The sequence below is a fragment of the Nocardia sienata NBRC 100364 genome, assembly GCF_001613205.1.
Taxonomy (GTDB): Bacteria; Actinomycetota; Actinomycetes; order Mycobacteriales; family Mycobacteriaceae; genus Nocardia; species Nocardia sienata.
This window is the reverse complement of the sequence record NZ_BDBX01000029.1, coordinates 35,164-59,635: the sequence shown is the minus strand read 5'-3', so window position 1 is coordinate 59,635 and position 24,472 is coordinate 35,164. Positions and strand designations below refer to the sequence as shown.

General features: G+C 67.3%; 23 protein-coding genes and 1 riboswitch. Of the genes, 17 read left to right on the top strand and 6 right to left on the bottom strand.

Annotated elements, in window-relative coordinates; genetic code table 11:
- Window position 1: 1 nt before the first annotated feature.
- The gene (locus tag NS4_RS16710; protein WP_063060468.1) at window positions 2–3,316 is read left to right on the top strand and encodes an error-prone DNA polymerase; all 3,315 of its coding nucleotides are present in this window, start codon (window positions 2–4) and stop codon (window positions 3,314–3,316) included.
- A 306-nt stretch (window positions 3,317–3,622) separates the two neighbouring features.
- Here NS4_RS16710 and NS4_RS32250 read toward each other — a convergent pair whose 3' ends face one another.
- Both NS4_RS32250 and NS4_RS16705 read right to left on the bottom strand, forming a co-directional pair.
- Window positions 3,623–3,886 (bottom strand): hypothetical protein, encoded by a 264-nt coding sequence (locus tag NS4_RS32250; protein ID WP_157106086.1) that lies wholly within the window; start codon window positions 3,884–3,886, stop codon window positions 3,623–3,625.
- A 35-nt stretch (window positions 3,887–3,921) separates the two neighbouring features.
- Window positions 3,922–4,359 carry an Hsp20/alpha crystallin family protein gene (locus tag NS4_RS16705; protein WP_174552103.1) on the bottom strand — a complete coding sequence of 146 codons (438 nt, stop codon included), beginning with the start codon at window positions 4,357–4,359 and terminating at the stop codon, window positions 3,922–3,924.
- Between the two features lie 129 nt (window positions 4,360–4,488).
- Between NS4_RS16705 and NS4_RS16700 the strand changes: the two genes are divergently transcribed.
- The 3 genes from NS4_RS16700 (at window position 4,489) to NS4_RS16690 (ending at window position 6,353) form a co-directional block, all read left to right on the top strand.
- The gene (locus NS4_RS16700; protein WP_245665459.1) at window positions 4,489–4,830 is read left to right on the top strand and encodes a MerR family transcriptional regulator; all 342 of its coding nucleotides are present in this window, start codon (window positions 4,489–4,491) and stop codon (window positions 4,828–4,830) included.
- 119 nt (window positions 4,831–4,949) lie between these two features.
- Entirely contained in the window at window positions 4,950–6,119 is a 1,170-nt protein-coding gene (locus NS4_RS16695) for a DUF4349 domain-containing protein (protein WP_063060466.1), read from the top strand.
- Window positions 6,120–6,122: 3 nt separating this feature from the next.
- The gene (locus NS4_RS16690; protein ID WP_063060465.1) at window positions 6,123–6,353 is read left to right on the top strand and encodes a DUF167 domain-containing protein; all 231 of its coding nucleotides are present in this window, start codon (window positions 6,123–6,125) and stop codon (window positions 6,351–6,353) included.
- Between the two features lie 9 nt (window positions 6,354–6,362).
- On the opposite strand, the gene NS4_RS16685 is transcribed toward NS4_RS16690, so the two are convergent.
- Window positions 6,363–6,827 carry a tRNA (cytidine(34)-2'-O)-methyltransferase gene (locus tag NS4_RS16685; RefSeq protein ID WP_063060464.1) on the bottom strand — a complete coding sequence of 155 codons (465 nt, stop codon included), beginning with the start codon at window positions 6,825–6,827 and terminating at the stop codon, window positions 6,363–6,365.
- A 263-nt stretch (window positions 6,828–7,090) separates the two neighbouring features.
- On the opposite strand from NS4_RS16685, the gene cycA reads away from it, so the two are divergent.
- Together cycA and NS4_RS16675 are read left to right on the top strand one after the other, a co-directional pair.
- Window positions 7,091–8,572, top strand: a complete 1,482-nt coding sequence (cycA, locus tag NS4_RS16680) for a D-serine/D-alanine/glycine transporter (protein WP_063060463.1) — start codon at window positions 7,091–7,093, stop codon at window positions 8,570–8,572.
- 315 nt (window positions 8,573–8,887) lie between these two features.
- Complete coding sequence (locus NS4_RS16675) at window positions 8,888–9,133, top strand: DUF3017 domain-containing protein (protein ID WP_084487403.1); 246 nt, start codon at window positions 8,888–8,890, stop codon at window positions 9,131–9,133.
- A gap of 24 nt (window positions 9,134–9,157) precedes the next feature.
- Here the strand turns inward: NS4_RS16675 and metX are convergent, their stop codons facing one another.
- Complete coding sequence (gene metX, locus NS4_RS16670) at window positions 9,158–10,303, bottom strand: homoserine O-acetyltransferase MetX (protein WP_063060461.1); 1,146 nt, start codon at window positions 10,301–10,303, stop codon at window positions 9,158–9,160.
- Window positions 10,304–10,554: 251 nt separating this feature from the next.
- Window positions 10,555–10,665, bottom strand: a riboswitch (SAM riboswitch).
- Between the two features lie 275 nt (window positions 10,666–10,940).
- Here metX and NS4_RS16665 point away from each other — a divergent pair.
- The 3 genes from NS4_RS16665 to NS4_RS16655 all read left to right on the top strand — a co-directional run bounded on the left by NS4_RS16665 (window position 10,941) and on the right by NS4_RS16655 (window position 14,797).
- Window positions 10,941–12,158, top strand: coding sequence for an NADP-dependent isocitrate dehydrogenase (locus NS4_RS16665; protein ID WP_063060460.1), 1,218 nt, complete (start codon window positions 10,941–10,943; stop codon window positions 12,156–12,158).
- A gap of 270 nt (window positions 12,159–12,428) precedes the next feature.
- Complete coding sequence (locus NS4_RS16660; RefSeq protein WP_063060459.1) at window positions 12,429–13,376, top strand: hypothetical protein; 948 nt, start codon at window positions 12,429–12,431, stop codon at window positions 13,374–13,376.
- 167 nt (window positions 13,377–13,543) lie between these two features.
- Window positions 13,544–14,797 (top strand): acyl-CoA dehydrogenase family protein, encoded by a 1,254-nt coding sequence (locus tag NS4_RS16655; RefSeq protein WP_063060458.1) that lies wholly within the window; start codon window positions 13,544–13,546, stop codon window positions 14,795–14,797.
- Between the two features lie 212 nt (window positions 14,798–15,009).
- Here the strand turns inward: NS4_RS16655 and ephH are convergent, their stop codons facing one another.
- The gene (gene ephH, locus NS4_RS16650) at window positions 15,010–15,858 is read right to left on the bottom strand and encodes an epoxide hydrolase EphH (RefSeq protein WP_063060457.1); all 849 of its coding nucleotides are present in this window, start codon (window positions 15,856–15,858) and stop codon (window positions 15,010–15,012) included.
- A gap of 57 nt (window positions 15,859–15,915) precedes the next feature.
- Between ephH and NS4_RS16645 the strand changes: the two genes are divergently transcribed.
- Genes NS4_RS16645 through NS4_RS16635 form a run of 3 tightly spaced genes read left to right on the top strand, consistent with a single transcriptional unit; the run spans window position 15,916 to window position 17,682 of the window.
- Window positions 15,916–16,698 (top strand): exodeoxyribonuclease III, encoded by a 783-nt coding sequence (locus NS4_RS16645; RefSeq protein WP_063060456.1) that lies wholly within the window; start codon window positions 15,916–15,918, stop codon window positions 16,696–16,698.
- Between the two features lie 10 nt (window positions 16,699–16,708).
- The gene (locus NS4_RS16640) at window positions 16,709–17,203 is read left to right on the top strand and encodes a guanyl-specific ribonuclease (RefSeq protein WP_084487382.1); all 495 of its coding nucleotides are present in this window, start codon (window positions 16,709–16,711) and stop codon (window positions 17,201–17,203) included.
- Complete coding sequence (locus NS4_RS16635; RefSeq protein WP_063060454.1) at window positions 17,203–17,682, top strand: barstar family protein; 480 nt, start codon at window positions 17,203–17,205, stop codon at window positions 17,680–17,682. Before NS4_RS16640 ends, NS4_RS16635 begins: the two co-directional genes overlap by 1 nt.
- Window positions 17,683–17,703: 21 nt before the next feature.
- Here NS4_RS16635 and NS4_RS16630 read toward each other — a convergent pair whose 3' ends face one another.
- Window positions 17,704–18,339 carry a TetR/AcrR family transcriptional regulator gene (locus tag NS4_RS16630; RefSeq protein ID WP_063060453.1) on the bottom strand — a complete coding sequence of 212 codons (636 nt, stop codon included), beginning with the start codon at window positions 18,337–18,339 and terminating at the stop codon, window positions 17,704–17,706.
- 131 nt (window positions 18,340–18,470) lie between these two features.
- Here NS4_RS16630 and NS4_RS16625 point away from each other — a divergent pair, with 131 nt between their 5' ends.
- From NS4_RS16625 to NS4_RS16605, 5 genes are all read left to right on the top strand, one after another.
- Complete coding sequence (locus NS4_RS16625; RefSeq protein WP_063060452.1) at window positions 18,471–19,409, top strand: oxygenase MpaB family protein; 939 nt, start codon at window positions 18,471–18,473, stop codon at window positions 19,407–19,409.
- A gap of 21 nt (window positions 19,410–19,430) precedes the next feature.
- Window positions 19,431–20,465 (top strand): tryptophan--tRNA ligase, encoded by a 1,035-nt coding sequence (trpS, locus tag NS4_RS16620; protein WP_063060451.1) that lies wholly within the window; start codon window positions 19,431–19,433, stop codon window positions 20,463–20,465.
- Between the two features lie 43 nt (window positions 20,466–20,508).
- On the top strand, window positions 20,509–21,537 hold the full coding sequence (yhjD, locus tag NS4_RS16615; protein ID WP_245665457.1) for an inner membrane protein YhjD: 1,029 nt from the start codon (window positions 20,509–20,511) through the stop codon (window positions 21,535–21,537).
- A 426-nt stretch (window positions 21,538–21,963) separates the two neighbouring features.
- The gene (locus NS4_RS16610; protein ID WP_063060450.1) at window positions 21,964–23,202 is read left to right on the top strand and encodes an MFS transporter; all 1,239 of its coding nucleotides are present in this window, start codon (window positions 21,964–21,966) and stop codon (window positions 23,200–23,202) included.
- Window positions 23,192–24,463 (top strand): ATP-grasp domain-containing protein, encoded by a 1,272-nt coding sequence (locus NS4_RS16605; RefSeq protein ID WP_063060449.1) that lies wholly within the window; start codon window positions 23,192–23,194, stop codon window positions 24,461–24,463. Before NS4_RS16610 ends, NS4_RS16605 begins: the two co-directional genes overlap by 11 nt.
- Window positions 24,464–24,472 lie beyond the last annotated feature (9 nt).

Genomic DNA, 24,472 nt, shown 5'->3' with positions numbered 1-24,472 from the left:
TATGGGATGGAGCAACGGCCCGCCGAGCTGGGCCGAGATGGAGCGGGTACTGTCCGGCCGGCCGAAGCCCGGACAGTACCCCGGCGACGGCGGTGACGCCCCGGCCTGGAGCAACAGTCGCGGGGCGTACCTGCCCGAACCGGCGGACCCGCCCGGTCCGGTCGTGCCGTACGCGGAACTGCACGCGCATTCGGCATTCAGTTTCCTGGACGGTGCCTCGCAACCGGAGGAGATGGTCGCCGAAGCGGCGCGGTTGGGGCTCTCGGCGCTCGCGCTCACCGACCACAACGGCTACTACGGAGTGGTCCGGTTCGCCGAAGCCGCCGCCGAGCACGGGATCGCGGCGGTGTACGGGGCCGAACTCACCCTCGTGGACTCGGGTGCCCGGCACACCGATTCGGCACCACGCACCGGCGAACCCGATCCGGACGGCGAACATCTGCTGGTCCTGGCCCGTGGACAGGAGGGCTATCGCCGGTTGTCCCGGCAGCTCGCGGCCGCGCATATGGCGGCCGGGGAGAAAGGGATACTGCGCTACGACCTCGATGCCCTCACCGAGGCGGCCGGCGGCCACTGGCAGATCCTCACCGGTTGCCGCAAAGGCAAGGTGCGGCGGGCGCTGGCACAGGATCTGCACGTGGGTGGCCGGCCGTTGCGCGCCGAGGCGGCGCTGCGGGAACTGTGTGAACGGTTCGGCCCCGACCGGGTGACCGTGGAACTCACCCGGCACGGCCTGCCCACCGACGACGAAGGCAATACCGCGCTGGCCGAGCTCGCCGGGCGGGTCGGTGTGCCGGTGATCGCGACCACCGCGGCACATTTCGCGACCCCGGATCGCAGTCGCCGCGCCGCGGCCCTGGCCGCCATCCGGGCTCGGCGCAGCCTCGACGATCTCGCCGGCTGGCTCGCCCCCACCGGGGCCGGTTATCTGCGGTCGGGCGCGGAGATGGCCCGGTTGTTCGCCGAATTCCCATCGGCTGTACCGAATTCGGTGGAACTGGCCCGCGAATGCGCGTTCGATCTACGGCTGATCGCGCCCAAACTACCGCCCTTCGATGTGCCCGCGGGCCACGACGAGAACTCCTGGCTGCGCGAACTCACCCGGCGCGGCGCCGCCGCCCGCTACGGCCCGCCCGCCGCGAATCCGGCCGCCTACCGGCAGCTCGAACACGAACTCGCGGTCGTCGCCAGGCTCGGCTTCCCGGGCTATTTCCTGGTGGTGCACGATATCGTGCGTTTCTGCCACGAACACGACATTCTGTGCCAGGGCCGGGGCTCGGCCGCCAATTCCGCGGTCTGCTACGCCATCGGGATCACCAATGTCGACCCCGTCGCGAACAAATTGCTGTTCGAGCGGTTCCTCTCCCCGGAACGCGACGGACCCCCCGATATCGATATCGATATCGAATCCGACCGTCGCGAGGAAGCCATTCAATACGTTTACCGCCGGTACGGCCGGGAGAACGCGGCGCAGGTGGCGAATGTGATCACCTACCGCGGGAAGTCCGCGGTCCGCGACGCGGCCCGCGCACTCGGTTTCGCCCCCGGCCAGCAGGATGCCTGGAGTAAGCAGGTGAGCCGGTGGACGGGTGTCGGATCGGAAACCGGGACCGATATCCCCGAACCCGTACTGGCGCTGGCCGCCGATATCGAAGGGCTGCCGCGGCATCTGGGCATCCACTCCGGCGGCATGGTGATCTGCGACCGGCCCATCGCCGACGTATGCCCGGTGGAATGGGCGCGCATGGCCGACCGCAGCGTGCTGCAGTGGGACAAGGACGACTGCGCCGCGGCGGGTCTGGTGAAATTCGATCTGCTGGGCCTGGGCATGCTCTCCGCCCTGCACTACATGATCGACCTGGTGCGCGAGCACATCGGCGTCACGGTCGAACTGCACACCCTGGACCTCGCCGAACCCGGGGTGTACGAAATGCTGTCCCGAGCCGATTCGGTGGGTGTGTTCCAGGTGGAATCCCGGGCCCAGATGGCGACCCTGCCGCGATTGAAACCGCGACAGTTCTTCGATCTGGTGGTCGAGGTGGCGCTGATCCGGCCCGGCCCGATCCAGGGCGGTTCGGTGCATCCGTACATCCGCCGGAAGAACGGACTGGAAAAGGTCACCTTCGAGCACGTTGCCCTGCGCAATTCACTCGAGCGCACCCTCGGGGTGCCGCTGTTCCAGGAACAACTCATGCAGATGGCCGTGGATGTCGCGGGGTTCACCGCCGCCGAAGCCGATCAGCTGCGGCGTGCCATGGGATCGAAACGGTCCCCGGAGAAAATGGAGCGCCTGCGGGGCAGGCTGTACCAGGGCATGCGGGATCTGCACGGCATCACCGGTGACCTCGCCGACCGCATCTACGAGAAACTCCGTGCCTTCGCGAATTTCGGTTTTCCGGAAAGTCATTCGCAGAGTTTCGCCGCGCTGGTCTTCTATTCCGCCTGGTTCAAACTGCACTATCCGGCGGCCTTCTGTGCCGGCCTGCTACGCGCCCAGCCGATGGGTTTCTATTCGCCGCAGTCCCTGGTCGCCGACGCCCGCCGGCACGGGGTCGTCGTGCACGGTCCGGATATCAATGCCAGCGAGGCCGAGGCCACCCTGGAACGGCGCGGGGCCGAGGTGCGGCTGGGCCTGGCGGCTGTGCGCGCCATCGGCACGGACCTCGCGGAAAAGATCGTGGCCGCCCGGGTCGAAGGGGGGCCCTACACGTCGTTCCTCGATCTCACCGGGCGCGTGGAGATGACCGTGCCGCAGGCGGAATCCCTGGCCACCGCCGGTGCGCTCGGGAGCCTGGGATATTCCCGGCGCGAAGCGCTGTGGGCGGCCGGTGCGGCGGCCGGAGAGCGGTCCGACCGCCTGCCCGGGACCGGTGCCTCCACCACCACCCCCACCCTGCCCGGGATGAGCGATCTCGAACACGCCGCCGCCGATGTCTGGGCGACCGGAGTCTCCCCCGGCAGCTACCCCACCCAGTTCCTGCGCCCCCGCCTCGACGCGCTCGGGGTGATCCCGGCGGCCGACCTGCTCTCGGTGCCCGACGGCACCCGGGTACTGGTCGGCGGCGCGGTGACCCACCGGCAGCGTCCCGCCACCGCCGGCGGGGTCACCTTCCTGAATTTGGAAGACGAAACCGGCATGGTGAACGTGGTGTGCTCGGCCGGGCTGTGGACTCGGTACCGCCGCACCGCGCAGAGTTCCCCGGCCCTGCTGATCCGCGGCCGGATACAGAATGCGGAAGGCGCGGTGAGCATCTACGCCGAACATCTGAGCCGCCTCGATATGCGCATAGCCTCACGCTCCCGGGACTTCAGGTAGCCGGCGTCGCCTCTGGAAAACCTTGGGGAAGTCCGGGTGGGCCCGGAAGAACCGCGCTGACCGGGCCCACCCGTCGCTGAATGGAATTGGAGATCGATAACCGAGGCCGGCGCCGGGGGCGGAAACGGGTCGGCCTGCGGTGCCACATCCGGTGGCTGTGCACGCGGCCCGCTGCGTGCGGACCCGTCGCTGAGTTTCAATGCAGGCCTTTGGGTTCGGCGCGTTCTGCCGCCCGGCGCAAACCCGGTGTCGAGTGTGTAGGAACGGGCATCACCTCGCTTTCCTGGTTGTTCGGGTGCCGGGGAATCAGCGGTACCCGGGCGGGCCGCGCTGGCAGGTCCGGCCCGGGGCCGGGCGACGTCCGCGGCACCGGGGAGCGGGTTGCCGAGGGGCCGGGCGCCGCGGCCGCGGGTCGCGGGCCGTGTGCAGTCGCTGCGCCCAGCGCACTCGGGCCACCCGTAGTGCCTCCTCGACCTCGGCGAACAGCTCCTCGAGATCAGGGTCGAGTTCGAGTAACCGGGCCTCCACGCTCGACCACCTGTTTTCGCCGGTGCCGGTCGGTGTGTGCATCGTCGGCCTCCTGGTCTCGGCGCCGACTCCGGCGGTCAGGCGGTCAGCGCCTGCCGCTCGTGGTCGTGGCGCGCGATCTCGATCTTGCGGGGCTTGGCCTGCTCCGAAACCGGGATCACCAACCGCAGCACACCGTCGCGGTAGTCGGCGCGGATCGCGTTCGTATCGAGGTTCTCGCCCAGGAACAGCTGACGGCTGAACACACCGCGGGTGCGCTCGGCGGCGAGCATCGACCGGCCCGGATCCAGTTCCGGCCGCGATGCCCGCACGGTCACCACATTGCGTTCCACATCCAGATCCAGCGAGTCCGGGTCGATACCGGGCAGGTCGAGCTCGACCAAGAAGTCGTCGCCCTCGCGCCAGGCATCCATCGGCATTGCCGCCGGGCGCGCGGGCGTGCCGAAGACCTGCTGGGTCAGCCGGTCCAGATCGCGGAAGGGATCGGTGCGCATCAACATGGTCGCCACCTCCAGTTCACTCCTTCATTCTCGAAGAGAAACCAGATAATCTATGTCAACCGACACAAGTAATATGTAGCACTCGGGAAACCGGAGTGCAAGTGTCTTACGAAGAAAATATGACCGAGGGGATGGTGGAAAGAGGTGACGGGTACGAACCGCCACGTCCGCTACCTGCCCGGATCGGGGCAGGGCGTGTACGCGATATCGGTGGCCGCGGAACTGGCCGGCGTCGGAGTACAGACACTGCGGCTCTACGAGCAGTACGGACTGATCACCCCGGTGCGCAGCCCCGGCGGCACCCGCCGCTACAGTCCCGACGATCTGCGACGCCTACAGCGCATCACCGAATTGGCCGGGCAAGGAATACAACTCACCGCGATCGGACGCATCCTCGAACTCGAAGACGCCAACACCACGCTCCGCGAAACCAACGCCGCTCTCACCGCCGAACGCGACCGACTCCGCGACCGCGAATCCTCATAACCGAAGTCGCCCAGATCATTCGGCAGTTCTGGGCGTGCGGCGGGGGTGGCCCCGCACACCGCGGACGGCATCTCCCGATTCCGGTATCCGATCCCGAAATCGACCATTACGCTGCCAGCATGCGAACGCTCGGGGTGTTGTTTCTGGTTGTGTGCGGCTCGGTCCTGCTCACCGGCTGCGGGGACGACTCCCATTCCAGCACCGCGGACCAGACGATGTCCTTCGAAGGCGGTGCGCCCGCACCCGCCACCGCGCCGGGGATCCGGGTGCAGAAGGCGCCGAACCGGGAGCAGGCTCCTACCGCCCCGCCGGATGCCGCCGACCGAACCGCCGATCGGAAAGAGGTCGTCACCGGCACGGTCGACCTCACCGCCGACGATCCCGTCGCGGCCGCGCAGACACTGGTCGACCGGGTGGCCGAACTGGACGGGCGAGTCGACCAGCGCACCGAGAACCCCGGAACCGCCGACGACGATCCACACGCGAATCTGGTCGTCCGCATTCCGGCCACCGATACCGACGCGTTCATCGACGGCCTGAGCGATCTCGGCGAGATCACCCAGGTGAGTACCAATCGGGACGACGTCACGCTGCAGTGGCAGGATCTCGACGCCCGGATCACCGCACTGCGGGCCTCGGTGGACCGGTTGCGCGATCTCATGGCGCGTGCGGCCAACACCGCCGATCTGATCGCCGCGGAGGAGGCGCTCGCCGACCGGCAGGCCGAGCTGGACAGCCTCACCGGCCAGCGGCGTTACCTCGACGATCAGATCTCGCTGTCCACTCTCACCGTCGATATCCAGAGCACGGCCGAGAAGACAGGCGAGGACGGGCCCGCCAATTTCTGGGACGGGCTCGTGGACGGCTGGAACTCCCTGTTCGACTGGCTGAAGGGCGCGGTGGTCTTCATCGGCCAGGCGCTACCGTGGCTGGTCTTCCTCGCCCTCCTCGGTGCGATCGTCGGCGCCGTCCTCGGGTTGGCCCGCCGGCTGAGCGCCGCCCGTTCCGGCGCTCGAGCGGCCGGGAGCTCGACCGCGCCGACCCGGGCTCCGGCGCCCGAGGCTCCGCACACCACTGTCGTGCCCGCGGACGCACCGAACAGGATCGCTGCGGAGGTGGACAAGCCCGCCGAGCACACGGACCTGACAGCAACGGGCGCGGGCGAGACGACGAAGGGCGGAGACGAGACGCCGCAGAGTGCAGATCGAGCCGCGAAGGGCGCGGACGAATCCATGCCCACCGGGGACGAGTCCGCCGAATCGGACGGCCCGGACGCGGACCGGGCCTGACCGGTGCCCACCACGGTCCGCGCGGTGATCAAACCGAACAGCCGGAAGGGCCCGCTGGTCGAAACCCTGCCCGACGGCACACTGCAACTGTGGGTACGCGCGCCGGCCGTGGAGGGAAAGGCCAACCGGGCCGCGGCCGAACTCCTGGCCGCGCATCTCGGCGTCCCGAAGAGCGTGGTCCGGCTCACCGGCGGGGCGACCTCCCGGCACAAACGGTTCGAGATCGACGACTGATCGGACCGGTCAGACCGCGCCCGGAAAACCGTGCTGCCGCCATGCCTCGTACACCGCCACCGCGGCCGCGTTGGCCAGATTCATCGACCGTCGGCCGGGCAGCATGGGGATACGCAACTCGGCGTCGATGTGTTCGTCGGCGAGCACCTCCGCCGGTAGACCCGTCGGCTCCGCGCCGAACAGCAGTATGTCACCGGGCCGGTAGGCGATATCGGTGTGCGCGGTGGTGGCGCGGGTGGTGAACGCGTACACCCGCTCGGGTCGCAGCTGCTTCCACGCGGTCGCCAGATCCGGATGCACTGTCACCGAGGCGAGGTCGTGATAATCCAGTCCGGCCCGGCGCAGTTTCGCCTCCGACATATCGAAGCCGAGCGGTTCGATCAGATGCAGCTCACTGCCCGTGCCGGCGGCGAGCCGGATGGCATTGCCCGTATTACCCGGTATGCGCGGTTCATGGAACATCAATCGGAACACAGCCGACCAGTCAATCAGGTGACGGCGGCGCCGCGGCGATCGAGCCCGGATGATCGGCCGGTGACCGCAACGGTGCCGGACAATTCGCCGGCGCGGGCCACACCGTCGCCTCAACGGTCTGACCACAGCAAATGCGATCACCGAGGTTGTGCGGGTGCCGCACAGGGCGCAGGTTGAGGCAGCGTACCGTAGGGCCGCCCACTCTGCAGGAACCCGCTTCCGGTGGTCGAATGGGCTGTCCGATTCATTCCGGAGGGAGAAATATGGCCGTGCTGCAGGGCCACGGAAATCCAGGCGACGACGCGAGCGGCGTGAGCGATCCGGGTGCCGGCCCGGAGAAGCTGAGCCGCCAACTGGCGAACCGGCATATCCAGCTGATCGCGATCGGCGGCGCGATCGGGACCGGCCTGTTCATGGGCTCGGGTAAGACCATCTCGCTTGCCGGCCCCTCGGTGATCCTGGTCTACATGATCATCGGCTTCTTCCTCTTCTTCGTCATGCGGGCGATGGGGGAGCTGCTGCTGTCGAACTCCGGGTACAAATCGTTCAGCGATTTCGCCGGTGACCTGCTCGGCCCGTGGGCGGGGTTCTTCACCGGCTGGACCTACTGGTTCTGCTGGGTGGTGACCGGTATCGCCGATGTGGTGGCGATCGCCGGGTACGTCTCCTATTGGTGGGCGGATCTGCCGCTGTGGATACCGGCGCTGGTCTGCATCCTCGTCCTGCTGGTACTCAACCTGCCCACGGTGCGCGCGTTCGGTGAGACCGAGTTCTGGTTCGCGCTGATCAAGGTGATCGCCATCGGCGCGCTGATCGTCACCGGTCTGGTGATGGTGATCACCGGTTTCACCGGCGACAGCGGCACCACGGCCTCGCTGGCCAACCTGTGGAACGACGGCGGCTTCTTCCCGACCGGACCCATGGGTTTCGTGGCCGGCTTCCAGATCGCTGTCTTCGCCTTCGTGGGTATCGAACTGGTGGGCACCACCGCGGCCGAGGCCAAGAATCCCGAACGCACGCTGCCCCGCGCGATCAACTCCATCCCGGTGCGCGTCCTGCTGTTCTACGTCGGCGCCCTGATCGTCATCTGCGCGGTGACTCCGTGGCGTGAGGTCTCGGCCGACGAGAGTCCGTTCGTGGCGATGTTCTCCCTCGCCGGGCTGGGTGTCGCCGCGAGTGTGGTGAACTTCGTGGTGCTGACCAGCGCCACCTCGAGCGCGAACTCGGGTATCTACTCGACCTCGCGGATGGTGTACGGCCTGGCCGGTGACGGGGATGCCCCCGCGTTGTTCGGGAAACTGTCCCGGCGCAAGGTCCCGGCCAACGCCTTGCGCTTCTCGTGCGCGTTCCTGCTGATCGGGGTGGTGCTGCTCTACGCCGGACAGTCGATCGTGGAAGCGTTCACCGTGGTCACCACCATTTCGTCGCTGTGCTTCATGTTCGTCTGGACGATGATCCTGGCCAGCTACCTGGTCTACCGGAAGCGGCGGCCGCATCTGCACGCCGCGTCGACGTTCAAACTGCCGGGCGGTGTGCCGGCGGTCTGGGCGGTGCTGGCCTTCTTCGTGTTCCTGGTCTGGGCGCTCACCCAGAAGACCGACACCCTGCAGGCCCTGCTGGTGACCCCCATCTGGTTCGCGGTGCTGGGAGTGGCCTACCTGGTGGTGCGGCGCAGTCCACACCATGCCGCGCTGCGCGAGCGGCATCGGGAGAAGGTTCGCGCCGAAAACGCCGCGCTGCGCTGATCGCTCTGTCCCGGGCGATGCCGTGGGCGCGCCGCGCCGCCCGGGAGCAGGCGCATCGACGTGGGCGGGGTGCACCGGCCCCGCCGGGCCGGCGCACCCGCGTTCCAGGACCCCGCTCGCGAAGGCCCCTGTCGGACTGCCCGTGAGGGCGTCGCCTGGACATTCGGTGTACCTGTGCGGGACTACGAACCGCCTGTGCAGACCTGATCGGCCGGATCTGGAACAATCGCCCCCGTGACCGACGCCGCGACCCCGACCCACGACGATCCCGGCACCGGAAGCCGATGGGCCGGTTTCCTGCGTTGCCATCTGCCTATGGTCGTGGTGGCGGTGGTGGTGCTGATCGCCGTGGTGTTCGTCGCGCAGGATCGCTGGCGCCGTGGTGCCTTCTTCTTCGGCGGCGCGACCCTCATCGCGGCCGCATTCCGACTGTGCCTGCCGACTGCCCGGGTCGGCCTGCTCGCGGTACGCAGCAAGCCGTTCGATGTGGGCGCGCTGACCCTGCTGGGTGGCGCGGTGGTCTTCCTCGCCGCGACCATCAACACCCTCGGCGTGGGCTGAACCGGTCCGGTTGCCCGTCGGCGCTCAGCGTCCGGCGCGGGCCAGGTTCATCGTCTGGACCAGTAGTTTGCCGATGGCCGCCGCTTCGGTGAGGAAGGCATCGTGGCCGTCCCGCGAGGAGATCACCTCGAAATGCCGGCAGCCCGCCAGTCCGTCGGCCAGTTCCTGCTGGGTGTGCAGCGGGTACAGCCGGTCGGAATCGATACCGCCCACGATGCACGGCACCTCGGTGGCGGCCATCGCCGCCTCGATACCGCCGCGGCCGCGGCCGATATCGTGCCGGTTCATCGCCTCGCTCAGCAGCACATAGGTCGCGGGGTCGAAACGCCGGCCCAGCTTCTCGGCCTGGTACTCCAGGTAGCTCTGCACCGCGTAGCGGCCGCCGTCCCAGGGGTCCTCGCCCGCCTGCGGGCTGTTGGCGAATCGACTGTCCAGTTCGGCCTCGGTGCGGTAGGTGAGGTGCGCGATCCGGCGCGCGATACCCATTCCGGCCATCGGCGCGCGGCCGGTGCCGTGGTAGTCGCCGCCCTGCCAGTCCGGGTCGCTGGTGATCGCCGCGATCTGGGTGCTCTGGGTGCCGATCTGGTCGGCGGTGGCCCGCGGGCCCACCGCGAGGATCAGGGCGGCGGCCAGGCGCTGCGGAGCGAGCAGCATCCATTCCAGGACACGCATACCACCCATCGAACCGCCGATCGCCGCGGCCAGCCGGGGCACGCCGAGCAGGTCGAACAATTTCAGTTCCGCGGCGACCTGGTCGCGGATGGAGATCCCCGGGAACCGCGAACCCCACGGTGCGCCGTCCGGTGCGAGCGAGGCCGGGCCGGTGCTGCCCTGGCAGCCGCCGAGGACATTGGTCGCGACGACGCACCACTCGTCGGTGTCGACCGGAGCCCCCGGGCCGACCATCCCGTTCCACCATCCGGCCTGCGGATGGTCATCGTCCGGGTCACCCGCGACGTGGGAGTCACCGGTCAGCGCGTGCTCGATCAGGACGATGTTGTCCAGGGCCGGGGACAGTTCCCCCCAGCGTTGCACGGCAAGCCGCACCTGGGGCAGCCGGGCGCCGTTCTCGAGGGTGAGTTCGCCGATATCGACATATCCGAGGGTGCCGTCGGGCGGCGGTAACTGGGCCACCGGCCGAGCGGTGGTCGATTCGGTGCCCACCTTCACGCGAGGGCTTCCACGGAACCGGGGGACGGTACTGATGCTCGGAGCGTATGAATCGCCGCTACGGATCCGCCCGGATGGGCGCGGAGGCCGCCGGGTGCGACCACCGGTCGCCGGCGGGTGGCTCCGGCAGCGGTCGCACCACGAATACTGTGATCGGTCATATCGTGCTCCAGAAAATGGGGGGCTTCTCGTCGAATCGGGACAATGCCGCGGTCAACGCGACCAGCACCGGCACAAATCGACGACCTCCTGACGTGCGCTTGCTCCCGGCTCTCGGGAGCCAGGTCATCACCCGGAGCACCCCACCGCAGCAGGAGGGTTGCCGGCCAGCGAGCCGGGGCTTGGTGCTGGCGCTCATGACCTGCCGAATATGGTAGCGGGGCGCCGATAGGGATCGAAATCGGCATACGCGCCCACCAGGTAATCTTGTGGCGTGTCTCACCCATGTGAGATCTCACGACCGGGGCTGGCTGCACCGTGAGACCGCCACAAGCAGTACGCTCGTCTTGGTTACACCAGACGTCTCGTGGACAACGCGGGATGTATACGTTGTCTGTTGAACAGCTGGGGTCCGCTCACAAGCGTGTTCGCCTGGCCGTGCAATGAGGGCACCAGTCTTAGGAGGACACGAAGATCCATGTCCAAGATCAAGGTTGAAGGCACCGTCGTTGAACTCGACGGCGACGAGATGACCCGGATCATCTGGCAGTTCATCAAGGACAAGCTGATCCACCCGTACCTCGATGTGAACCTCGAGTACTACGACCTCGGCATCGAATACCGCGACAAAACCGACGACCAGGTCACTGTCGACGCCGCCAACGCCATCAAACAGCACGGTGTCGGCGTCAAATGCGCGACGATCACCCCCGACGAGGCCCGCGTCGAGGAATTCGGTCTCAAGAAGATGTGGCGCTCGCCCAACGGCACCATCCGCAACATCCTCGGCGGCACCATCTTCCGCGCGCCGATCATCATCTCCAACGTTCCGCGCCTGGTGCCGGGCTGGACCAAGCCGATCATCATCGGCCGTCACGCCTTCGGCGACCAGTACCGCGCCACCGACTTCAAGGTCTTCCAGGCCGGCACCGTCACCCTCACCTTCACCCCCGAGGACGGTAGCGAGCCCATCGTGCACGAGGTCGTGCAGATGCCGGAGGACGGCGGCGTCGTGATGGGTATGTACAACTTCAAGAAGTCCATCGAAGACTTCGCGCGCGCCTCGTTCAACTACGGGCTGCAGCAGAACTACCCCGTCTACATGTCGACGAAGAACACCATCCTCAAGGCCTATGACGGCATGTTCAAGGACACCTTCGAGGCGGTCTTCGAAGCCGAGTTCAAGAGCCAGTTCGAGGCGGCCGGTCTCACCTACGAGCACCGGTTGATCGACGATATGGTCGCCTCCTCCATGAAGTGGGAGGGCGGCTACGTCTGGGCCTGCAAGAACTATGACGGCGACGTCCAGTCCGATACGGTCGCGCAGGGCTTCGGGTCGCTCGGCCTGATGACCTCGGTGCTGCTGACTCCGGACGGCCGGACCTGTGAAGCCGAGGCCGCGCACGGCACGGTCACCCGGCACTACCGCCAGCACCAGCAGGGCAAGCCGACCTCGACCAACCCGATCGCGTCGATCTTCGCTTGGACCCGCGGCCTCGAGCACCGTGGCAAGCTGGACAACACCCCCGAGGTCATCGGTTTCGCCCAGACCCTCGAGGATGTGGTCATCAAGACCGTCGAGGGCGGGCAGATGACCAAGGACCTCGCGCTGCTGGTCGGCGGCGACCAGGGCTACCTCACCACCGAGGAGTTCCTGGCCGCGCTGGACGCAAACCTGGCCCGCGCGCTGAGGTAGGGCCATTCGAACACGACCTCGCCTCCGGGGCCGCCGGGCATGTGCGCCTCGCGCGCCGGTTCCCAGGGAGGCGGGGTCGCGGTGGCCCCGCCGGTTACGGCGGACCGGCGCCTGATGGACCTGGGACGCGGCGGGTATGCCTCGGTGCGGGAAGCTGCTGCTGATTGGCCGACGCGGAAATCGCGGGCCAGTATTGCCCATGCCATCACCGCCGTGCGAGTGCGCAAACAGAGTGAATCCGGTTCGCCGCATCCCCCCGATGGGGTCGCAATGACCGAGCGAGTGCGCCGGGTCATCGGGGAGGCGGTCAAGCGGCTGGGCGCGGTGGCCACCGGAACCTGTGGCGGGCTCAGGCGCTTTTATCAGAGCTCCGGCTCCGGGGTCCATGTCGATGTATCGGTGAAGACGAGCGCGGAGGCCGCCGGCCGCGACCTCGTTACGGACACCGAGGTGCGTACCGCGGTCGGTCGTCCGGTCGTCGCGACGTCACCTTTGATGTCGGTCGACGAATTCACTGCTCGTCTGCGCGCCGCCGAGCGTTCCGGAGAACCGGAAATCCGATCGGGGGAGATGGCCAGTACGAAGAACGGTGCCGAGCTCATGGTGTATCCGGATGGATTCGAGGCGGTACGAAGGGTCGGCCTCAGCCCGGCCCGGCGGTCCGCCGAAATTCTCGTAGCCGCGGTCGGTCGTGCGATCGGCGCCCCGGTCGCACCGGTGATCGCGGGGGAGGGCGGCATTCTGCTCATGCAGCGACTGCCGGGGCGTGTCGTGCCAGGAACCAGCGCGGACCCCGGGGCTCGCGCTGCCATGGAGGCGGTCAAGGATTCACCTGGCGCCCGAAAACTCGGTGAACTGGATGTTCTCGTCCGCAACTGGGACCGGCCCAACAATTGGCTGCTCGACGGTGACCACGTCTTCGGGTACGACCACGAGGAGGCGTTCCGTGCAGACTGTGACTTCGACTCGGAATCGAATCCGTTCACGAGCCACTACGCGACGCCGAGTCCTCGCGGCGCGCAAGAGTGGAACGAGTGGAAGCCCAATGATCTGAGCCGGACGGAATTGAGTCGGGACGCCGCCGCGATCGCCGCTCTGCGGCCACTGTTCGAAGAACATGCCCGGATGGATTGGGCCGTCGAAGGGGAGCCCCTGACCTGGTACGACAATGTTGTCTCGCGCCTGGACCGGTTGCGCGAGCATGCCACGCAGCCGTGACCCCCCGCCGCGAGTGCCCGGCAGTCGGCGTCCGCGGCCTCTCACGGATTTCGCTGGATCGCAGCGCGACGGGCCGAGAACTGGCAGGGTGTCAACAAGGTGGACGCGACGGTGTGTCCGCCCGGTGGTTTACACCGTAATGCTGCTGGTGATTCCGGAGGACGACGATGTTCGAATGGTCCGATACCGACCTGATGGTCCGCGACGCGGTGCGGACGTTCATCGATAAGGAAGTGCGCCCCCACCTGGACGCGTTGGACAGTGGGGAGATGCTGCCCTATCCGATCCTGCGCAAGCTGTACGCGGATTTCGGTATCGGCGCCATGGCCGAGGAGGCGCTGAACAAGCAGCTGGCGGCGAAACAGGCGGCTGCCGACGGGATGGAGAAGCCGGCCGCGGCGGACAAGGACGGGTCCGGGTCCGGCGGCGGTTTCGATCAGCAGACGATGATGGCCGTGCTGACCAGTGAACTGTCCGGCGTCTGTATGGGTCTGTGCAGTTCACTGGGGGTGAGCACCGGACTCGGCGGCGCCACCATCCTGTCCCGGGGCACCCTCGCCCAGCAGCGACGGTGGGTGCCCGATATCGTCAGCCTTCGCAAAATCGCGTGCTGGGCCATCACCGAACCCGATTCCGGCTCGGACGCGTTCGGCGGGATGAAGACCTACGTGCGACGTGACGGCGAGGACTACATCCTCAACGGTCAGAAAACATTCATCACCAACGGTCCCTTCGCCGACACCCTGGTCGTCTACGCGAAACTGGACGAAGGCGACGGCACCCCCTCTCGCGACCGCAAGGTGCTCACCTTCGTCCTCGACGCGGGTATGGAGGGGCTCACCCAGGGCAAACCGTTCAAGAAGATGGGTCTGCACGCCTCGCCCACCGGGGAGCTCTTCTTCGACAACGTCCGTCTCGGCCGCGACCGATTGCTCGGCGAAACCGAGGAGCACCGCGGCGGCGACGGCCGGGAGAGCGCCAAATCCAGTTTCGTGGCCGAGCGGGTCGGCATCGGGTTCATGGCCCTGGGGGTGATCAACGAATGCCTGCGCTTGTGCACCGATTACGCCCGCAACCGGAAACTGTGGGGCCAGGAGATCGGCCGCTTCCAGCTCATCCAGCTCAAACTGGCGAAGATGGAGGTCGCCCGGATCAATGTGCAGAACATGGTGTTCAACATCATCGAGCGCGGGCGCGCCGGTAAACCGCTGAGCCTTTCGGAGGCCTCCGCCGTGAAGCTGTACTCGTCGGAGATCGCGACCGAGGTGGCGATGGAGGCGGTGCAGCTGTTCGGCGGTAACGGCTACATGTCGGAATATCGGGTGGAGCAGCTGGCTCGCGACGCGAAATCGCTCATGATCTACGCGGGCAGCAACGAGATCCAGGTGACGCACGTGGCGAAGGGGCTGCTCGGACACTGAGACTCGACCGGCGACGCCGCCTCCCTGAGCGGCTGTTCGAGGAACCGAGGTGCCTCGCCGGAATGGTCGGTGAGCTGCACCGGATGCTCTGAACCGGGCGGCGACCCCAACACCTCCGATCGCCATTGCCCCGGGGAACGCCCACCCCCTTGGCGCCGCGTCTCGCGAGGCCCACAAAGGGTCGAGGTCCGTCCCGCCGCAGGCGGCGCCGATTACACAGCGCGCAGGTGGTCGCGGCTGGCGTAGATGTGTTCGGCTATGAGATTCGCGATCCGGTCGGGAGCCTCCAGCATGGGCACATGCCCTGCCCGGTTGAGCATGATCCGGTCCGCGGCCGGCGGCAGCTCACGGAGGAACCGGCCTCCGTGGGCCCGGGCCGGGAGGACCCGATCGGCATCGGCGAGGATCAGTCGGACAGGGGTCGTGATGTCGGACATATCCGCCAGCGACGGCCCGCGCAGTGTGCCGAGGGTGAGCGCGGGCAGCGCCGGGCAGTGCAGCGCGGCCAGGATCACCGCCGTGATGTCCGCGCGGGAAACCGCCCGGGTGTTCTTGGTCAGCAGATGGGCCATGGCCCACCGCAGGATCCGGCTCTCGGTCGGGAAATCGCCGAGCCGACGGAGGATTTCGGCGAGCGGGATCATCGGCGCGATCTTGGCGGCGGCGCGGATCTGGAGCGGCGACGGGGTTTTCCAGCCGCCGGCCGGGGCGATCGCGGTGAGTGTGCGGGCCCGGCCGCGGCGGGCCAGTTCGAATCCCACCCAGCCACCCAGCGAGTTGCCGGCGATATGGCAGGTCCGCCAGCCGAGATCGTCCAGCTGCGCTTCGACCCGGTCGGCCAGGGTGGCGGCGGAGTACCTGCCATCGGAGAACTCCGGCCCGCCCCAGTGCCCGGCCAGGGCCGGGGTGAAGACCTCACAGCGGGCGGCCAGGAGTGTGGCGGTCCGCTCCCAGCAGTGCGGTGAGAGCAAAACGCCGTGGAGCAGCAGCAGCGGCGCGCCTGAACCCAGGTGCAGAGCCTTGACCGGCTCGGGCAGCGTGGTTGCGGAGGTGCCTGACATCGATGTCGTCACCCCTTCCTGGCAAGTAGCGGTGACCTGTCATTGTACGGTCGATCGGTGCCGTACATCCTTTCCACTGTCAATGTCAACGGGGTCCGGGCGGCCGCGGGCAAGGGGCTGCTCGCCTGGCTGGCCCGAACCGAGGCCGATATCGTCTGCCTGCAGGAAACGCGTGCCGACGATGCCCAGGTGGCCGCCGCTCTCGCGCCCGCGCTGGACGACGGGTGGTCGCTCGCCCACGCCGAGCCCGGTGCCAAGGGCCGGGCAGGGGTGGGGGTGCTGGCGCGGCGGCCGATGCGAGCGGTGCGGGTCGGGATCGAACCGGACAGCGAGTTCGCCGCCACCGGCCGCTACCTCGAGGTGGACTTCGACGACGTGACCGTCGCGAGCGTGTACGTCCACACCGGAGAGGCGGATACGCCCCGGCAGGACGAGAAGTACCGGTTCCTCGACGAACTCGCCGCCCGGATGTCCACCCGCACCGGGGCTTTCGTCATCGCGGGCGACTGGAATATCGCGCACACCGAACGAGACCTGAAGAACTGGAAGGGAAACCTGACGAAATCCGGGTTCCTGCCCGCCGAACGGGCCTGGCTGGACCGGCAACTGGCGGCCGGATACGTCGATGTCGTCCGGGAACTCCACCCGGAGGGTGACGGTCCGTTCAGCTGGTGGTCGTATCGTGGGCGCGCGTTCGACAACGACACCGGCTGGCGGATCGATTACCAGCTGGCGACGCCGGAGGCCGCCGAGCGGGCGAAGCAGGCGGTGGTCGAACGTGCCGCGACCTACGCGCAGCGCTGGTCGGACCACGCTCCGGTGACCGTCCAGTATCGATGAAGGGGTAGCCGTGCGTGCGCAAGTTGTGAAGGTCCTGTCGGCGGTGGGCGCGGTGCTGGTGGCCGTCGTCGTCGCCCTGCTCGGTACCCAGGGGGGTGGGGACGACAGCGGGTCGCCGGCGGCGGCTCGGTCGGGGACCACGGTGACCTCCACATCGGCCGTTCCGAAGCCGGCACCGGGCCGGACCACGGCGTCCGATGCTCCGGTGGTGTCGAAGGTGGCCGGGGTACCCGACCGTGCCTACGCGACGCTCGAGGAGATCGATGCCGGGCGCTGGCCCGGTTCGGCGAACGCACCGGGTACCAAGGGCGGTGTCCCGTTCGGGAATCGGGAGGGCCGCCTGCCTGCCACGGGTTCCGCGGGCAAGGCCGTCGAGTACCGGGAGTGGGACGTGAACCCGAAGAAACCGGGGCAGTCCCGTGACGCCGAACGCATCGTCACCGGAAGCGATGGATCGGCCTGGTACACCGGCGACCACTACGACACCTTCACCAGGATGCGCTGATGGCCGAACCTCTCCTACTGGCCGATTTCCTCGCTCTGCCGCGCCACGGAACGCCGACCGGCGTCGCGCCGCCGGCCGTCGGTTCGGCGGCCGTGGACGCCGCCGAGTTCAGCAGGGTGCGCTACGGCGCGCCCGCCGGCTATCAGGTGCGCGAAGTCCGCGGCAGCCGGATGCGCACGGTCGCGGCATTGTTCGACGAATTCGCCGCGGCCCTGCAGTTCCCGTACTACTTCCGGCCGAACAAGGACGCGTTCGACGAATGCCTGTTCAACCTCGAGGATCTGCTCGGGGACGCCACCGGCTATGTGGTCGCCGTCCGCGATGCCGAGCAACTGCTCGCGGATGCGCCGGGAGAGCGGACGTGGTTCGATTCGGTACTCGCCGCATGCGCGGAATTCTGGATTTCGCGGGAGGTGGCGTTCCGGGTCGTGCTGCAGGGGGCGCCGGAGGGGCTGACCGCGGTCCCCGTCCGCGTCTGACGGCCTCGCGGTGCGGGCGGTTCAGTTGCCGCGGTGCGCGAAATCCTCGCCGAGGAGGACGAAGACGTCGGTGGTGTATTCGATCAGCTGGTCCCGGTCGATCGGCAGATCCCCGCGCACCCAGCCGGTGAGTGTCTGGACCAGCCCGCCCACCAGATAGGTGGCCCGGAAATCGATCACCGGGTCCGGCGCCGGATCGCTGACTCCATAGAACTCGATCCCCTCGCTGGCCACCAGCCGGGCGAAGACCCGGATCGTCTCGGTGGTGCGCGCCCGCAACTGCGGGGTCGCCATCGCGGCGACCATGGTGACCTCGGTCTTGCGGGGATCGTCGGTGAGCAGATGGATACCGGCGGTGATGGCCGCGTGCGCCTTGGCCCGCGAGTCGTCACCGGCGGTCTGCAGAGCCCCCGCGATCGCGATCACCAGTTCCTCGGCGATACCGTCGACCAGCGCGGTGAGGACATCGTCCCGGCTGCCGAAACTCTCGTAGTAGTAGCGCTCGTTGAGCCCCGCCTCCGAGCACATCCCCGACACGGTGAGCTTGTCCAGTCCCTGGGTACCGATGATCTCGAGTGCCGCATCGAGCAACGCGGTGCGCCGCCCGACCCGCCGTTCCTCCGCGGACAGACCGCCATAGGTGCGCTGCGCTGCCATAGCTGGATTTTATGCGCGTCGGCGAACACGGCAATTTGGGAACAGTCCTTGCCAGAAATGGCACAACTGGTGGATGCTATTGCCAGATGCGGGTGCGCAGTGCTCGACGTGGAGCGGACCAGGAGGCTGAGATGGCCGTGGACACCGGATACTTTTCCGACGACTCGATGATCAGGCGGGTTATGCGCAAGCGCGCCGTAGGCCTCACCTACGGATTGCGGGCGCTGGTGATCGGCGCGGTCAACCCCCTGCTCTACGTGGGGACCGCCGAGTCGACCGAGCATCGCGACACCCCCTACACCCGGCTCGCGCTCACCGGGAAACTCTTCGAAGCCGTCTTCTTCGGCACCCGGGAGGAGGCCGACCGGGCGCTGGAGTTCACCGGGAAGAAGCACGCGAAGGTGAAGGGCCGGCTACCCGAGGACGCGGGCGCGCACCACCCGGCGGGTTCGGCCTACTCCGCCTACGACCCGCAGCTGAGCTTCATGACCATGGCGTTCACCTTCGAATCGGCCGAGGTCATGTACGACCTGCTGGTCCGGCGGCTCAGCGATACCGAACGCGAGGACCTGTACCAGGACTATGTGCGCTGGGGTGAGCTGTTCGGTATGCCGCGGGAGGCGGCGCCGATGGACTACCGGGCGTTCCGGGCGTACTTCGACAGCTACCTGGCCTCCGACGAGCTGTTCCTCACCGACGAGGCGCGCATGGTGGGCAACTACCTTTCCGGGCACACGGTGCCCTACCCGCAGCGCGCGCCGGGTCGGCAGGTGAGTTCGGCCTACTACCTGCTGGTCCAGGGCAGCCTGCCGGGGCGGATCCGCGAAATGTACGGGATCGAGTGGAAACGTACCGACGAGATCGCCTACCGCGGGCTGACGCAGTCGGTGCGCAATGCGCACAGCGTGCCCTCGGTGCTGGTACCCCGGCCGGTGAAAGCCGCGCTCAACGGGCCGAGCGCACCGGTGTACCGGCTGATCACGAAGCAGGAGCAGCGGCTGGCCCGGGAGGGGAAGCGCAGTATGCCCGGTATCGATCCGCGCAACTGGGTGGAACGAAATTCGGCGTGAACCACATGCGAAGATCGGGGCATGTCCAGTCCTGCGCAGACCCCGGCCGCCGGGGAACGTAAACAGCGGGTGCTTTCCGGTATCCAGCCGACCAGTGCCTCGTTCCACCTCGGGAACTATCTCGGTGCCCTGCAGTACTGGGTCAATATGCAGGACGAATACGACACGCTGTACTTCATCCCGAATATGCACGCGATCACGGTGGTGCAGGATCCAAAGGAACTGCGCCGCCGCACCCGGGTCGCCGCGGCGCAGCTGCTGGCGCTGGGTATCGACCCGCAGCGCTCGACCCTGTTCGTGCAATCACAGGTCCCCGAGCACGCCGAACTGACCTGGGTGCTGAATTGCCTCACCGGGTTCGGCGAGGCGAGCCGCATGACCCAGTTCAAGGACAAGTCCGTGAAGCAGGGGGCGGAGAACACCACCGTCGGCCTGTTCACCTATCCGGTGCTCATGGCGGCCGATATTCTGCTCTACCGGGCACATCAGGTACCGGTGGGGGAGGATCAGCGCCAGCATCTGGAGCTCACGCGCAATCTCGCCCAGCGGTTCAACAGCCGGTTCAAGAAGACTTTCGTGGTTCCGGAAGCCCATATCGTCAAGGGCACCGCGAAGATCTACGACCTGCAGGATCCCACCGCGAAGATGAGCAAGTCCGCGAGTTCGGACGCGGGTCTGATCAACCTCCTCGACGACCCCAAGGTGACGGCGAAGAAGGTGCGTTCGGCGGTCACCGATACCGAGCGCGAGATCCGCTACGACGTAGAGCGCAAGCCAGGGGTCAGCAATCTGCTGGTGATCCTGTCGGCGCTGACCGAGACGCCGATCGTGACGCTGGAGAAGGACTACACCGGCCGCGGGTACGGGGACCTGAAGGTCGACGTCGCCGACGCGCTGGTCGAATTCGTCACGCCGCTGCGTGCGAAAGTGGAAGAGTACATGGCGGATCAGGGTGAACTCGATCGCATACTCGCCACAGGAGCCGAGCGTGCGCGCGAGATCGCCGGCAACACTCTCGCACAGGTTTACGACCGGGTCGGTTTCCTGACCCACTGATTCCGGTCCGCGGCCGTGCGTGTGGCGATGAGGGGCGCGAACAGTGCAGGTGATCGACAACGGCAAGGCCGCAGTCCAGCGTATGATCGGACAGCGGCCGTGGCTCGACCATCTGGTGCGCGCTGCCGGTAGATATCAGAATCAGCGCGGGGACTACTACGCGGCGGGTATCACATATTTCACTGTGCTGTCGCTGTTCCCGCTGCTGATGATCGCTTTCGCCATCGCGGGTTTCGTGCTCGCGGGTAACGCCGACCTGCTGGGCGAACTGCAGGAGAAGGTCGTCGAGAACATCCCGGGCGAGATGGGTGATCAGCTCAACGACCTGATCGACCAGGCGGTGAACTCGCGCGGGACGGTGGGTGTGCTCGGTCTGCTCACCGGGTTGTACTCCGGTCTCGGTTGGATGGCGAACCTGCGCAAGGCGCTCACCGAACAGTGGGAGCAGCCCTCGGACGAGGACAACTGGCTGCGCACCAAACTGTCGGATCTGGGTGCGCTGCTGGGGCTTTTCCTCGCGATGGTGGTGTCGCTCGGGTTGTCGGCGGTGGCGTCGAGCCGGCTCGGCGTGCAACTGCTCGAACTGGTCGGGCTCGACGAGATGCCCGGGGTGCGCTGGCTGCTGTGGCTGCTGTCCACGGTGCTCGCCATGGTGGCCTCGTGGGCGCTGTTCGCCTGGATCATCGCCCGGCTGCCGCGCGAGCCGGTCACACTGCGCAGCGCACTGAAGGCCGCGGCGCTGGCGGCGGTGGGCTTCGAGGTCTTCAAGAACATCGCCGGGATCTATATGCGGTCGGTGCTCAACAGTCCGGCCGGTGCGGCCTTCGGCTCGATCATCGGCATCATGGTGTTCAGTTATGTGGTCTATCGGATCATTCTGTTCGCCACCGCCTGGGCCGCGACCGCGCGGGAAAACGAACAACTGGCCTCGGTGCCGGTACCCGGGCCCGCTGTGATCCGGCCACGAATGGACAGTGGCCGGTCGGGGTTCTTCGGTGGTGCAGCACTGTTCGGCGTGGGCGCGCTCGTCACCCTGGGAATCACCCGGTTGCGCCGCCGCCGGCGCGGCTGACTCGCGCGCCCGGACTCGCGCGGCGCGGAAGTCGCCGGTCCACCGACTGTTCGGTCATATTTCACCTCGGCGGGCCGATCCCCAACTGCGGGCGACCGATGGGCGACACAGGTGAATCCTGTGCTGGGCGAATCGGTCCTTGTGAGGGGCCAGGCGGTCGTATGCGCCCGGGGAAGGCGCTGGTGTCACTCCACGGATGAGTGCCTGTCGACGGCGAATACGGATATTTCGAATCGCATGACGGATGTTCCGGCGCGGTGCTTGTCTTATCGTCCGATTCGAGGCGGCTGAATTGCCGGAAATTCGCCAGGGCGCACTGTCTTTGGCGTGCCGCCGAGTAGAGGAGGACCCGGTGGATTCCGAGGCGTCGACCCGGCATCCCGCACCCGAGGTGGTGCGCCCGGCGGATTCGAGGCGGAGCACCCGTTGGCCGTCGCATTAGCAGACAAGCGGAAACCACCGAAGTTTCCCGCGGAAGTATGGATCATTTCGATCACCACCTTTCTGAGCAGGTCGGTCGGCTTTCTGGCGCTGTTCTCCACGGTGTTCTACAAATCCATGGGACTGAGTGCGTCGGCCCTGACCCTCGCACTGTTCGCGGGCGGTTTCGCCGGTGTGCTCGGATCGGTCGCCGGCGGCTGGTTCGCCGCCCGTTTCGGCTCCACCGATGTGCTCATCGCCGGTTCCCTGCTCAATGCGCCGCTGCTGTACCTGCTCGGAATGTCGACGACCGATCCGGTGCCGGCCATTGTGCTCGCGTCACTGAGCGTGGCGGTGACGCAATCGTTCTCGGGGCCGGCGGCGGCGCTGGTGACGGGATCGGCCTACGAGGGAAATACCGTTACGGTGGTCGCTTTCCACCGTATTTTTCTCAGCAGCGGCGTCACGGTCGCTCCGATCATGGTCTCCGCGGTGGGCGAGAACAATTTTCCGATGCTGTTCTTCCTGTCCGCGCTCGGGTCGGCGGGTACCGCCGCGTTCCTGTTCTCCGAGCGCTCGAGGCTCCGGGGTGCCGAGGCGCTGGCGGCGGCGCGGGAACGGAACGCGTCCGTGCCCGCCCTCGTCTCCGATTCCGCGGCGGCACCGTATGACCCGTCCCGAGTGTCGCGTCTGTGGGCGGTGGTCGTGGTATTCGGCACGGCCATGGCGGTCTACGCGCAGAGTATGAGCGGGATTCCGCTGTCGGTCGAGAAGATTTCCGACGGGGGCCGGCTCTACAGCGTGCTGCTGGTGGTCAATTCGCTCTTCATCATCTTCTTCGAGCTGCCGATCAGTACGCTGACGGCCAGACTGAAATGGAACTACGCGCTGGGACTGGGGATCTTCGTCACCGGGCTCGGTCTCTTCGTCTGCGGTGCGAGCTCGAGCTGGACCGGGTGCATTGCCGGATTCGTGCTCTTCTCGCTGGGTGAGGCAATTTTCATCCCGCAGGCGAGCGCTTCGATAGCCGATATCGCGACACCTTCGGAGAACCCCAGGTATCAGGGATATCTCGCGGCCGCCCAGTCCTTCGGATTCGCGGTGGGCCCGGGCCTCGGGGCTTTCGGGGTGCTACACGACAGCGCGCTGTACTGGACGCTCGTCGTCCAGATCTCGTTCGCCGCGGGTGCGGTGGCGGTAGTTGCAGGAATGTCCAAGGACAGGAGTTCGGTTCGTGTCGGATAATTCGGTATTGATCGTGGATCCCGTGAGCTCGGGAAAGCTGTACCCCCGGGTTCTCCAGCAGTACGGGATCGAACCCATCCTCCTGGATACCGATCATGCGCTGGTATCGGAATTCCGTACCGCCCGCACCCCGGGCGCACTGGATTTCGCCGCCGATCTCGGTAATTCCTATGAGGCGTTGCTGCGCATGTGCGCGGAGCGGTCGGTCGCCTATGTCATCGCCGGATCCGAACCCGGTGTCGAATTGGCCGAGCGGCTACGCGCCGATATTCCGGGCTGCCCGGCCGGCGAGGCGGTGCTGCCGCAGCGAAGATGGGACAAGCAGTACATGTTCGAGGCCCTGGTCGCCGCCGGGGTACCGACACTGACCACCCGGGTCGTTCCGGCGGGGCACACCGGAGTACCGGCCGAAGCGGTGGCCGAACTACGCGCGGGCCGCAAACTGGTGGTGAAACCGGCTCGCGGCGCAGCCTCCGTCGACGTCCGACTGGTCGAGACCCCCGGCCAACTGGCCGAGGCGGTCGCCGCGATCACCGACCGTGCCGGCTTCTTCGGTGGTGCCTCGGCCGCCCTCATCCAGGAAATGTATCCCGCCCCCCGGGTGGAATACGCCGTGGACACCTTCTCCACCCCGGCCGGGCACGAAATCCTTTGCGTCACCGTCTACGACAAATGGATTTCCGAGTCAGGTGATTTCGTCTACGAAAAGGGCCGGTGGCTCGACCACGACGATCCGATCGTGCGCCGGCTGGCCGATTACGCGCGCCGGGTGCTCGATGCCCTGGGTATGCGGATCGGGCCTGCGCATATGGAGATCATGTCCGGACCGCTGGGTCCCCGGCTGATCGATTTCGGAGCGCGCGCCCATGGGATCGGTCATCCGCAGCACACCCATGTGCTGACCGGCACCTCGCAGATCCACCGCGAAAGCGAATACATCGCCGAACTCTTAGGCAGGCGGGCGCCGGTGGCCGGACGTGGCAGCGGCTATGTACTGTCCCGCCGCGGTGCGCTGGTGCTGCTCAGCGTCGAGCGGGAGGCCCGGTACCTGGGCGGAGCGGATGCGGAACTGGCGGGCCTGCCCGGTGTGCAGGAAGTCCGGATGGCGGCCGAGCCGGGGAAGACCTATCCGGCGACCAGGTCGATGATGGACTCGGTGGCGCTGGGCCTGGTGTTCGTGGTCGCGGATACCGCCGACGAATTGGATTTCCGGTGCACCGAGGTGCGCAAGCGCGCCGGCGACTTCTTCACCACCGATTGATTTCGAGCC